The 12,610-nt window shown below is 57.1% G+C and carries 10 protein-coding genes; 1 reads left to right on the top strand and 9 read right to left on the bottom strand.

All coding sequences use genetic code 11. The features are described 5' to 3' along the window. Positions 1–86: 86 nt before the first annotated feature. From potE to kdpF, 9 genes are all read right to left on the bottom strand, one after another. Entirely contained in the window at positions 87–1,400 is a 1,314-nt protein-coding gene (potE, locus tag M2422_RS08030) for a putrescine-ornithine antiporter (protein ID WP_014831099.1), read from the bottom strand. Beyond that, positions 1,397–3,595, bottom strand: coding sequence for an ornithine decarboxylase SpeF (gene speF / locus M2422_RS08025; RefSeq protein ID WP_064673651.1), 2,199 nt, complete (start codon positions 3,593–3,595; stop codon positions 1,397–1,399). The genes potE and speF overlap by 4 nt, the downstream gene beginning before the upstream one ends. Before the next feature lie 254 nt (positions 3,596–3,849). After that, complete coding sequence (gene speFL / locus M2422_RS08020; RefSeq protein WP_003858645.1) at positions 3,850–3,954, bottom strand: leader peptide SpeFL; 105 nt, start codon at positions 3,952–3,954, stop codon at positions 3,850–3,852. A gap of 279 nt (positions 3,955–4,233) precedes the next feature. Then, complete coding sequence (gene kdpE, locus M2422_RS08015; RefSeq protein ID WP_008501074.1) at positions 4,234–4,911, bottom strand: two-component system response regulator KdpE; 678 nt, start codon at positions 4,909–4,911, stop codon at positions 4,234–4,236. Then, positions 4,908–7,595 carry a two-component system sensor histidine kinase KdpD gene (kdpD, locus tag M2422_RS08010; protein WP_023310777.1) on the bottom strand — a complete coding sequence of 896 codons (2,688 nt, stop codon included), beginning with the start codon at positions 7,593–7,595 and terminating at the stop codon, positions 4,908–4,910. The genes kdpE and kdpD overlap by 4 nt, the downstream gene beginning before the upstream one ends. Then, a complete protein-coding gene (gene kdpC / locus M2422_RS08005) occupies positions 7,596–8,171 on the bottom strand; it encodes a potassium-transporting ATPase subunit KdpC (RefSeq protein WP_064673652.1) in 576 nt (191 codons plus the stop codon). It abuts the gene before it with no gap. Positions 8,172–8,183: 12 nt separating this feature from the next. Beyond that, a complete protein-coding gene (kdpB, locus tag M2422_RS08000) occupies positions 8,184–10,232 on the bottom strand; it encodes a potassium-transporting ATPase subunit KdpB (RefSeq protein ID WP_048981055.1) in 2,049 nt (682 codons plus the stop codon). Positions 10,233–10,250: 18 nt separating this feature from the next. After that, positions 10,251–11,930 (bottom strand): potassium-transporting ATPase subunit KdpA, encoded by a 1,680-nt coding sequence (gene kdpA, locus M2422_RS07995; protein ID WP_039261302.1) that lies wholly within the window; start codon positions 11,928–11,930, stop codon positions 10,251–10,253. Then, positions 11,930–12,019, bottom strand: coding sequence for a K(+)-transporting ATPase subunit F (kdpF, locus tag M2422_RS07990; protein WP_014069365.1), 90 nt, complete (start codon positions 12,017–12,019; stop codon positions 11,930–11,932). The genes kdpA and kdpF overlap by 1 nt, the downstream gene beginning before the upstream one ends. Positions 12,020–12,327: 308 nt before the next feature. Here kdpF and M2422_RS07985 point away from each other — a divergent pair, with 308 nt between their 5' ends. Next, on the top strand, positions 12,328–12,534 hold the full coding sequence (locus M2422_RS07985; protein WP_023310781.1) for a YbfA family protein: 207 nt from the start codon (positions 12,328–12,330) through the stop codon (positions 12,532–12,534). Positions 12,535–12,610: the final 76 nt, after the last annotated feature.

The following is a 12,610-nucleotide window of genomic DNA, read 5'->3' as shown; positions in this document are numbered from 1 at the left end:
CTGATGCCCTCACCCCGGCCCTCTCCCACAGGGAGAGGGAGAAAACATTAAAAACGGCAACCCTTGGGTTGCCGTTTTGCTTTTACTTAACTGTGCTTGTTCTTCAATTCAAACCGTGGTGACACCAGACCGTACAGCGTCCAGCCCATAAAGGTCACCATTGCCCCGTAGAGCATCGCTTCCTGGCCGGATGAGTAGAGCGCATAGAAGCTGTAGATTGCCCCGATCAGCGCCACGATATTGGCCGCGCGCGCTTTGCGAGGATCCACCTTCGCCACCTTCTGAATGATCACCAGCGCTGCCATCGACAGAATATACGGAATGATGTTCGTCACCACCGCCAGGTTGACCAGCACGTTGAACTGGCTGTTCAGCGACGGGCTAATGGTCATCAGCGACAATCCGCTCTGGAAGATAACAATCGCCAGCATGCCCTGCACCGGCGCATCCGCTTTGGTCACGCGGGAGAAGATTTTTGGGAAGTAACCTTCATCAGCCGATGATTTAAACACCTGTGCGATGGTGAACTGCCAGCCGAGGAGTGAACCGCAGCAGGACATCACCATCAGCCCCATGATCACTTTCCCGACCTCAGGCGTGAACATCTGCGCGAAGGCCAGACCGAACGGCGCCGTAGAGTTTGCCAGATCCATGTTTGGCACAATCCCGGCAATCACGTTAGTCGAGACGATATAGATCACCGCCGCGCCCAGCGTGCCGCCGAGGACCGCAATCGGCACGTTCTTCTCCGGATTCTCTACCACTTCCGCGTTCGCACAGGCGGATTCCAGACCCAGGAAGGCCCAGAGCGTCATGGCGATTGAAGAGCCGACCGCGGTAAAGAATGGCACATGGTGCGGGTTCCAGGAGTTGGCGTAGAGTGTCGGGCTGAACCAGAACCAGCCGATGATGCACAGGCCGACAACCGGGATAATCACGCCCCAGACGGTGATGCTGGAGAGCTGTCCGGTGATACGCGCGCCGCCAAAGTTAGCCACGGTACAGATCCACAGCACCCCGATGGTCGCCAGCCCAATTTGCACCGGGCTGAGCGTCGCGCCAAACAGCTCCGTACCGTAACCCACGGCGGAGATGGCAATCGCCACGTTGGCGATCAGCAGCGATACCCCGTAGGTATAGTTGGCCATAAAGTTGCCCGACTTGCCGAAGGCGTATTCGGCATAGCCGCCCATGCCGCCTGACTTACGGCTGAACATTCCGCACTTGGCAAACGCCCACGCCAGCGCCATTGAACCGACTGCCGTCACCAGCCAGGAGATGATAGAGATGGTGCCCACCTCTGCCAGTTTGGTGGGCAGCATGATAATCCCGGAGCCCATCATGTTCACCATGGTGAGGATGGTCAGCTGCACCACGCCCATCTTGTTGGACTTACTCATAATTTCTCTCCTTTCAGCAGCGCGGGCTGAGCGGCGGGTTGTTTGATGACGTTACAGCGAACCTGCTTGCGACCCTCACACTCCTCGACGTACACACCCTGCAGCTCCGGCGCGAAGCCCGGCAGCAGGTTGATGCCTTCTTCCAGCGCGGCAAAGTAGCGCAGCACGGAACCGCCCCAGACTTCCCCTGGGACCACGCACAGCACCCCCGGTGGATAAGGAAGGGCGCCTTCGGCGGCGATGCGGCCTTCCGCATCGCGCAGAGAGACCAGTTCAACCTCACCGCGCAGATAGGCGTAGTTTGCGTCCTGCGGGTTCATCATCACGCGTGGGAAGTGAGACTTGCGGAACATCTCTTTCTGCAGCTGTTTCACGTTGTGGCGGGCGTACAGGTCATGCATTTCCTGGCAGATCTGGCGCAGGGTGTAATCCGCGTAACGTTCCGGATGTTGTTTGTAGAGAGAAGGCAGGACGTCTTTCAGCGGAACATCGCTCTCGAGCAGTTTTTCGAAGCGCACCAGCTGCGCCACCAGCTGCTGCAGTTTGCCCATATCTTCCGCAGGCGTGAGCAGGAACAGGATCGAGTTGAGATCGCACTTTTCCGGCACGATGCCGTTTTCACGCAGGAAGTTGGCGAGGATAGTGGCGGGCACGCCGAAGTCGTCATACTCCCCGGTGCGGGCGTTAATACCCGGCGTGGTCAGCAGGAGCTTGCACGGGTCGATAAAATACTGATGCTCAGCGTAGCCTTCAAAAGCGTGCCAGTTTTCACCCGGTACGAAGTGGAAGAAGCGCAGATCGGTCGCAATTTCCGCTGTGTCCCAGCTTTCCCACGGACGGCCATCCACCGTTTCCGGCACGAAGGGGCGCAGATACCGGCAGTTCTCCAGAATCAGCTTGCGCGCTTCGATACCGTTCACCACGCAGTCCATCCACATGTTGCGGCCGCTCTGGCCTTCATGCATACGGGCATTAATGTCCAGCGCAGCGAACAGCGGATAAAACGGGCTGGTGGAGGCGTGCATCATAAAGGCATTATTCAGGCGCTTATGCGGGACATAGCGCTGTTGCCCTTTTATGTGGCTGTCTTTCTTATGGATTTGCGAGGTCTGCGAGAAGCCGGCCTGCTGTTTATGCACGGACTGGGTGACCAGGATCCCCGGATCGTTTTCGTTCAGCTCCAGCAGCAGCGGAGAGCAGTCGGCCATCATCGGAATAAACTGCTCGTAACCCACCCAGGCCGAGTCAAACAGGATGTAATCACACAGGTGTCCAATCTTATCCACCACCTGACGAGCGTTATAGATGGTGCCATCGTAGGTACCCAGCTGGATCACCGCCAGACGGAACGGACGCGCATCGCGTGCACGGCCAGGCGCCACCTCTGCCACCAGCTCGCGCAGATAATTTTCTTCAAAGCAGTGGGCGTCAATGCCGCCAATAAAGCCGTACGGGTTGCGCGCGGTTTCCAGATAGACCGGCGTTGCTCCCGCCTGGAGGAGGGCACCGTGATGGTTAGATTTGTGGTTGTTACGGTCGAACAGCACCAGGTCGCCCGGGGTGAGCAGGGCGTTAAGCACCACTTTGTTGGATGACGAGGTGCCATTCAGCACGAAGTAGGTCTTATCGGCATTAAATACTTTTGCCGCATGCTGCTGGGCGATGCACGGTGCGCCTTCGTGGATCAGCAGATCGCCCATCGCCACGTCGGCGTTACACAGGTCGGAGCGGAAAAGCGTCTCACCAAAGAAATCGACAAGCTGATTACCGGCAGGATGACGGCGGAAGAACTGACCACCCTGATGTCCCGGGCAGTCAAACGCGCTGTTGCCCTGCTTTACATAGTCGACAAGCGCGCGGAAAAACGGCGGGCGCAGCTGGGTTTCATACTTCTGGGCTGCCGCTTCCAGCTGGCGTCCATAAAAGTCGTTGCTGGTGTCTGAATACTCAAATACGCCGTGAATGCGCGATAAATAGTCTGCCGGGATGAACTCTTCTTTGTGGGTCGCGACAAAAACAGGAATGCCAAAACCGGTGGCTTCTATTTCGTCCAGGATACCGCTGGCAATATCCGTGACCGCCAGAACAATGGCGGCAACATCAATATAATCAGAGGCGCGGACATCTACCAGTTCACGCTGGGTAGTAAAGCAATCCGGACATGCACGGCTGGCTGCGATTTTTAAACTTTTCATCTTTCTCTCTTTATTTTAGGTAATAAGCGTCCCTCGATTTCTTGCAAGAAAGAAATCGATAATTTACCGGAAAAAAAGCAAAGGGTGGCCGCTGATTAAAATCAGTGAATTGCTTTTTTGATGATTGAAATTCAGTCCGCCCGGTGCGGATAAGTCTGAATTAAAATGAATGAGCGCACGAGTTCACAGGCAATGGCCTGTAAAATAAGGTGTTTCAGGGTAACCTGTAAGCGAGTGCGCCAGAAGTCGAAGGACTACCGGGCATTAAAGAGATGAAAGTCAAAGCAGTTTCGGTGGGCAAACATCATGATATGTGTTGTCCGCCTTATATGGGGCATTAAGCGATTGTTGTTTTCCATGTTTCATTTTCCTTTCAGTAATTGAAAGCATGGTCATTTTATCCAGGGAAAGACGATTAACCGTGAGGTAGATCACCGTTAACCGATCAAATCAGAAATAAATATTCGTTTTAGATGAATATCGCAGATCAAAATTCTGATTTGTTGATGATGCGTTAACAGGTTGTGTTGTCAATGTTTTAAATGAGCGAAAATAGCCCGTAAAAATAATTTATGGGTTATTTGTGAAATATTGTCTGAGGGATTTCGTTTTTATTTAAAAATAAAATGAATAGTTATTCAAAGCATAAACCGATAACCGATACCGGTTTCAGTTAATAAATGGCGGGGGCGAGCGGGGTCAACTTCGAGTTTCTGACGAAGGTGTCCCATATATATGCGTAAATAATGACTATGTTCCACCGCGTTGGGCCCCCACACCTGACTTAACAGCTGGCGTTGGGTGAGTACCTTGCCGTGGTTGTTGAGCAGTACGGCGAGCAGGCGAAATTCTATTGGCGTTAGATGGATTTCTTCTTCACCGCGCACAATACGCCGCGCGGCCAGGTCAACCCGGATATCCCCAAACGTGTAGGTTGGGTCAGCTGGCGTGGTTGCGCTGTGGCGACGCAGCGCCACGCGAAGGCGAGCCTGAAGCTCGCCGATACCAAAAGGTTTAATCAGATAGTCATCTGCACCGGCATCCAGCGCCGCGATTTTATCCGTCTCTTCAGTACGCGCGGAGAGCACGAGGATCGGCATCTGGCTCCACTGACGCACTTCCCGGATAAAATCGATGCCGTCGCCGTCCGGCAAACCAAGATCGAGGATCACCAGGTCCGGCTTGCGGGTGGCGGCTTCAATTAAACCCCGTTGAAGCGTGCCCGCATCATGAACGCGCAGACCATCCCCTTCCAGCGCAGCGCGCAGAAAACGGCTAATGGCGATCTCATCTTCAACAATCAGAACGTTGATCACAAATCCTCTGGTAATTCATTAAGTTCTGGCGGGGTTTCCAGAGGAAGTGTAACACAAAACCGCGCGCCGCCTTCCGGACGATTCTCTGCGGAAATGGACCCGCCATGGACGTCAATGATCGCCTGGCAAATCGCCAGCCCCAGCCCCACGCCCGGAATGGCAGACTCCTTATTGCCGCGCGCGAATTTTTCGAAAATAGCCAGCTCCTGCCCGGCGGGAATGCCGGGTCCGGTATCCCAGACGTCAAGGTGAAGCGTGCCATCGTCCACCGTCGCATCCACGCCAATTTGCGCGCTGGCGCCCGCATATTTGCCGGCATTTTCCAGCAGGTTGATCAGCACCCGTTCAAACAGCGGACCATCAACGTGAATTAAGGTCAAGGGCTCGGGCATGTTCAGCGCAATATGCCGCCCGCCCAGGCCGGGTTCGAGCATTTTCAGGGCGCTGCCCACCACCTCTTCAAGCGTGAGCCACTCTTTTTTGAGGTTAAAACCGCCTGACTGGATACGCGCCATATCGAGCAGGTTATTCACCAGACGCGTGGTATTCAGCACATGCTGGCGGATCTCGCTGGCCTGAAGGGCGTGTTTAGAGCCTTCGGCCGCCAGGTCCAGCGTCAGGATTTCTGACTGACCAAACAGGACGGTGAGCGGGGTTCGCAGATCGTGAGAGAGCGCCGCCAGCAGCGAGTTACGAATGCTTTCACGCTCGCTCGCCAGCCGGGCCTGCTCTTCGCTGGCGGTGAGGGCCAGCCGCTCCAGCGCGCTGGCAACCAGCAGCGTAAAGGTCTCCAGCAGCCGCTGCTGTTCGGGGATCATCAGCTGGCGCAGGTTTGAGGGCTCAACAATCACCAGCCCCTGATTTTTATCGGCGCTGCGCAGCGGCAGAATTTGGTAGGGCACGCCGGGCAGGGTGTCGGTCCCTGCGCCCGCAGGTAACCCTTTATCAAAGCTCCAGCGCGCGATGGCTTCGTCCCAGGGCGTCATGCCAGAGGCCGACGTCAGCGGGCGCAGCTTGCCGTGTTCGTCAGGGAGTAAAATCAGGTTGCTGGCATGAAACGTCGAGCGAATGAACTGCTCGCTGGTCTGCACGATATCCAGCGGCGTGCGGCCCACCGCCAGCGATTTCGACATCTCATAGAGATGGCGCGTGCGCTGTTCGCGATAGCGGGCAATACGCGCCTGGTAGCGCACGCCCGCCGTCAGATTCCCGATTACCAGCCCGACGGTGAGCATCACCGCAAAGGTGAGAATGTACTGAACATCCGACACGGCGAGCGTCCCGCGCGGGGCAATAAAGAACAGATCGAAGCTGATGACGTTAATCACCGTCGCCAGTACCGACGGCCAGCGCCCGTAAAAGAGCGCCACCACCACCACGCCAAGCAGGTAGATCATCACCAGGTTGGCGGCATCAAACGCGATCAGCCACTGGCTGGCAATCACGGTAATCAGGGCGCAGAGCACGACGGCGACAAGACAGCCGCGCAGCTGAATGCGCCATTTATCGCTGAAGGCACGGCTGTCCGGCGCGCGGCTGGGTAACGGCGTGGGCTTATCATCCAGCGCCACGATCACCAGGTCCAGATCCGGTGCGCGGCGGGCCAGCTTGTCGGCAAACGATTCGCGGCTAAACCAGCGGCGATGCTGGCGACGGCCAATCACGATTTTCCCCAGATTGTGCTCACGGGCGTAGCGCAGGATGGCTTTATCTTCCTGAGGGTCGGAAAGGGTGGCGGTTTCGGCACCCAGCTCCTGCGCCAGGCGAAGCGAACTCAATATCGCGCGGCGCTGGTTCTCGGGGAGCGCGTGCAGCTGCGGCGTTTCGACATACACCGCATGCCAGACGCTGCCAAATTTAGCCGCCAGGCGCGCGGCGGTGCGGACAAGCTTTTCATTGCCGCTGCCGTGGCCTACGCACAGCAGGATGGCATCTCGCGTATGCCAGACGCGCTCCTGGCCCTGCAGGTCGCGCCAGGCGCGCATCTGATCGTCGACGCGATCGGCAGTACGACGCAGGGCCAGCTCGCGCAGGGCAATCAGGTTGCCTTTACGGAAGAAATGTTCGATGGCGCGCTCGGCCTGGCCGGCGATATAGACTTTGCCTTCATGCAGGCGCTGGCGCAAATCGTCAGGGGGCAGGTCAACCAGTACCACTTCATCGGCGGAATCAAAGAAAGGGTCGGGCACCGTCTCGCGCACCTGAATGCCGGTCACGCCGCTGACCACGTCGTTCAGGCTTTCGAGATGCTGAACGTTAACCGTCGTGAAAACATCGATGCCGGCTTCGAGCAGCTCTTCTACATCCTGCCAGCGTTTTGGATGGCGTGAGCCTGGCGCATTGCTGTGCGCCAGTTCGTCCATCAGGATAAGGGCGGGACGGCGGGCGAGTGCGGCATCGAGATCGAATTCGGTGACTAGCCGACCGCGGTGGCTGATGCGGCGGGGCGGCTGGGTGGCCAGCCCCTTCAGCAGCGATGCGGTCTCTTTGCGTCCGTGGGTTTCAACCACGCCAATCAAAATATCGAGCCCCTGCGCCCGAAGCCGCTGGGCTTCCGTCAGCATGGCGAAGGTTTTCCCGACGCCTGCGCAGGCGCCAAAGAAAATTTTCAGTTTGCCGCGATGGGCTTCAGCCGTCTGTTCAAGCAGCCTGTCCGGATCCGGGCGCATGGGCTCGTCGGTCATTTAGTTTTTCCTTAGCGCGTCCAGCGCCAGATTCAGCTCAACAATATTCACCACGGGCATGCCGATAAAGCTGACCAGCGGCTTTTGCGTGTGCTCCGCAACCAGCCGGCTAACCTGTTCGACGGTCAGCTGACGGGCCGCGGCGACGCGCGGGATTTGCCATGCCGCGGCTGCCGGCGTCAGGCTGTAGTCCAGCCCGCTGGCCGAGGCGGTCACCAGCTCTACGGGCACCTCACGGCTGGCCTGCGGATTAGCGGCACGCAGGGCTGCCACGCGCTCAGCAACGGCTTTGTCCAGCTCGGGGTTGCTGCCCGCAAGGTTACTGCCGCCGGATGCCATTGGATTATACGGGCTTTCGGCAGTGGCGGAAGGGCGTCCCTGGAAGTAACGGGCATCCGTAAAGTTCTGACCAATCAGGCGCGAACCGCGGCTTTCACCGTTTTGCATAATCAGCGAGCCGTTGGCCCGATCCTTAAACCACCACTGGCCCAGCGCGGTGGTCACCAGCGGGTACAGCCCGCCGGTAATGAGAGACAGCAGAATAAACAGAAGTATAGCGGGGCGTAACATCGTCATTTGATTCACCTTTTAAACCAGGCCGAACAGCGTCAACAGCAGGTCGATAACCTTGATACCGATGAAAGGCACCACCAGCCCGCCCAGGCCGTAAATCCACAGGTTGCGGCGCAGCATGGCGGCGGCCGTGAGCGGCTTATAGCTCACGCCTTTCAGCGCCAGCGGGATCAGGAAGACAATAATCAGGGCGTTAAAGATCACTGCGCTCAGAATGGCCGATGCCGGAGAGTGCAGGTGCATCACGTTCAACGCGTTTAATTGCGGGTAGGTCGCAGCAAACGCCGCCGGAATGATGGCGAAATATTTCGCCACGTCGTTGGCGATACTGAACGTAGTCAGTGACCCGCGCGTCATCAGCATCTGCTTGCCGATGTGCACCACTTCAATCAGCTTGGTCGGGTTTGAGTCGAGGTCGACCATGTTGCCCGCCTCTTTTGCCGCCTGGGTACCGGAGTTCATTGCCACCGCCACGTCGGCCTGCGCCAGGGCAGGGGCGTCGTTGGTGCCGTCGCCCGTCATCGCCACCAGACGGCCTTCCGCCTGATACTGACGAATCAACGCCAGTTTCGCTTCCGGTGTGGCTTCAGAAAGAAAATCATCCACGCCCGCTTCGGCGGCAATCGCCGCGGCGGTAAGACGGTTATCCCCGGTGATCATCACCGTTTTGATCCCCATTTTACGCAGCTGGGCAAAGCGCTCCTTGATGCCGCCTTTGACGATATCCTTCAGGGCAATTACCCCCAGCACGTGTGCCCCTTCGGCCACCACCAGCGGCGTCGCCCCCTGACGGGCCACGCTTTCGACCAGGGTGTCCACTTCCGGTGGGAAGTGGCCGTTGTTAGCCTCAATGTGGCGACGGATGGCGTCAACAGAACCTTTACGGATCATGCGATCCTGAATGTTAATGCCGCTCATGCGGGTTTGCGCCGTGAAGGGCACGAAAGTAGCGTGAAGGCTCTGAACGTCGCGCTGGCGCAGGTTAAAGCGCTGCTTGGCGAGGATCACGATACTGCGGCCTTCCGGGGTTTCATCGGCAAGCGAAGAGAGCTGCGCGGCGTCTGCCAGCGTTTTTTCATCCACGCCCGGGGCGGGTAGGAAATCTGACGCCTGGCGGTTACCGAGGGTAATGGTCCCGGTTTTATCCAGCAGTAAGACGTCCACGTCACCGGCGGCTTCAACCGCACGCCCGCTGGTGGCGATGACGTTGGCACCGAGCATACGGCTCATGCCGGCTACGCCGATGGCTGACAGCAGGCCACCAATGGTGGTGGGGATCAGGCAGACCAGCAGCGCCACCAGCACCGTGATAGTGACCGCGGTGCCGCCATAGGCGGAGAACGGCCACAGCGTCGCGGTTGCCAGCAGGAAGACGATGGTCAGGGCCACCAGCAGGATGGTCAGGGCGATCTCGTTCGGTGTTTTACGGCGCTGGGCGCCTTCCACCATGGCGATCATCCGGTCGAGGAAGGTTTCCCCCGGGTTAACGCTACACTGGATCACCAGCCAGTCGGAGAGAATGCGCGTCCCGCCCGTCACGGAGGCGAAATCGCCGCCGGACTCACGGATAACCGGCGCGGACTCCCCGGTAATGGCGCTTTCATCCACCGAGGCGCCCCCTTCGATGACTTCACCGTCGCAAGGGATAATGTCACCGGCTTCCACCAGCACCACATCGCCTTTACGCAGTTCATCAGCCGGAACGTGGTCCATCTGCGCGCCGTATTTCGGTTCACGCAGCTTGCGCGCGAAGGCGGTTTTCTTCACCCCTTTCAGGCTGTTGGCCTGGGCTTTACTCCGGCCTTCCGCCAGCGCTTCCGCAAAGTTGGCGAACAGCACGGTAAACCACAGCCACAGGCTGATGGCGCCGGTAAACGTTGCATTTCCCGGCATGTGGCCCGTTCCCATGGCAATCGCCAGGGCGGTGGTCAGCACGCTTCCCGCCCAGACAATAAACATCACCGGGTTGTGCCACTGCACGCGCGGACTCAGCTTTTTCACCGCATCCATGAGCGCCTGGCGAACTAATGACGGTTCGAACAGGGCCAGTTGTTTACGACTCATGACAATTTCTCCGCAAAATCAGCGTAAAGAGAGGTATTCCGCGACCGGGCCTAACGCGAGGGCGGGGATAAAGGTCAGGGCGCCGACCAGTAACACGGTGCCCGTCAGCAGGCCGATAAACAGCGCGCCGTGGGTCGGTAATGTCCCGGTGGTGGTCGGTTGGATTTTTTTATTCACCAGCGATCCGGCAATTGCCATGACCGGCACAATGATCCCAAAGCGACCCACAAACATGCAGAATGCCAGCAGGCAGTTCCAGAACGGTGAGTTGGCGCTTAAGCCCGCAAAGGCGCTGCCGTTGTTGTTGGCGGCAGAGGAGACGGCATACAGCACTTCACTAAAACCGTGAATGCCCGGGTTAAAGATGCCGCTGCGTCCGGCCTCGGTCATCAGCGCCAGCGCGGTGCCGAGCAGCACAAGCGCAGGGGTGACCAGAATCGCCAGCGCGGTTAATTTCATCTCGCGGACGTCGATTTTTTTACCGAGGTATTCCGGAGTGCGGCCAATCATCAAACCGGCAATAAACACCGCCAGCAGCACGAACAGCAGCATGCCGTAAAGACCCGAACCCACGCCGCCAAACACCACTTCGCCAATCTGCATCAGCCACATCGGGATCATGCCACCCAGCGCCGTAAAGGAATCATGCATGGCGTTAACTGCCCCGCACGAGGCCGCCGTGGTGACCACCGCATACAGGCTGCTGGCAAGAATGCCAAAGCGGCTCTCTTTACCTTCCATATTGATATTGCTGTTGGCCCCCAGCTGCATGAAATGGCCGTTGCCGCTCCATTCAGCCCACATCACCAGCGCCACGCAGACTACAAAGATAAGTGACATCGTCCAGAGCAGGGTGCGGCCCTGACGGCGATCGTTAACCACGTCACCAAAGGCGAAGCAGAGCGCGGCGGGGATCAGGAAAATCGCCAGCATCTGCACAAAATTGGTTAATGCGGTAGGGTTTTCAAACGGATGCGAAGAGTTGGCGTTGAAGAAGCCACCCCCGTTCGTCCCGAGCATTTTGATGGCTTCCTGTGACGCTACTGGCCCCATCGGCAGGAGCTGTTTTGCACCTTCCAGCGAGGTATAGGGCGCGTAAGGCATCAGGTTTTGCAGGGTGCCCTGCTGGATAAAGAACAGCGCGATCAGCAGCGCAATTGGCAGCAGGATCCACAGCGTAATGCGCGTCAAATCCACCCACGCGTTACCCAGGGTATTGATTTTCTGACGCGCAAACGCACGCGTCAGTGCGAAGATCACGGCGATACCGCTGGCGGCCGAGAGGAAGTTTTGCACGGTTAACCCGACCATCTGGCTGAAATAGCTCAGCGTTGTTTCACCGGCGTAGGACTGCCAGTTGGTGTTAGTGACAAAGCTCACCGCCGTGTTCAGCGCAAGATGCCAGGACAGGCCCGGTAACTGTTGCGGATTCAGCGGCAGGATGCCCTGCAACATCAGCATGGCAAAAAGCGCAATGAGCCCAACGATATTCAGCAGCAGAATGGCGATCAGATACTGACGCCAGTTCATCTCCCGATCGTCTATTCCCAGCACGCGCCAGATCCCTTTTTCAACGCTTCCCGTGCCGGGCAAAGGAACGTTGTTGATCAATCGTGCCAGTCCCGATCCCAGTGGCCTTGCCAGAATGAACAGTACCACTAAGAAGCTGGCAATAAGCAGAAACGCCTGAGCAGCCATCAGAAGGCCTCCGCATTAATCAGGGCATAGACCAGATAACCCAATAACAGGAACACCAGCACGATGCCGGCAATAAGACCTGCACTCACAATCCACCTCCAGGTGACTTTCGTTGTTGTACTAACGGTAGGATTTCCGGCGCAAAGATTTCGCAAAAATGGGGAGGGTGGGTGTAAAAAAAGTATAAAAATGGCAAAGCCCACAATTTAACTATTGATAAGTAAACTGTTAACTTTTTTGTAACTTAATTACGGCGTGAATGTAAATATTCACTAAATGGGCAAAAATAAGTGGTCGGATGAGTAGTAAAATTACAAACAAAGCGATATTATTTTAGCCAGGTCACAGATTTTGAATTTTCCGGATGACGTTTCCGGCCAACTATAGGGGAGAAAATATGGATCTTTATAAAGAGTATCCGGCTCATATCGTGTTCTTGCGCCGCGCTTTCGCCGTAGTGGCTGGCGTGCTGGCTCTGCCGGTGATGCTGTTCTGGAAAGATCGCGCACGTTTTTACAGCTATCTGCACCGCGTCTGGGCGAAAACCAGCGAGAAGCCGGTGTGGATGGATCAGGCCGAGAAAGCGACCTGCGATTTCTACTGATACTAAGACTACACATAGCAATAAAAAAACCGCCACATTACTGTTGGCGGTTTTTTTGTCCCTCGGGATTCGCGGT

The sequence above is a fragment of the Enterobacter sp. SLBN-59 genome, from assembly GCF_024807915.1.
GTDB classification, from domain to species: Bacteria; Pseudomonadota; Gammaproteobacteria; order Enterobacterales; family Enterobacteriaceae; genus Enterobacter; species Enterobacter asburiae_B.
The sequence above is the reverse complement of the archived record's forward strand: the minus strand, read 5'-3'. Positions and strand labels throughout refer to the sequence as shown.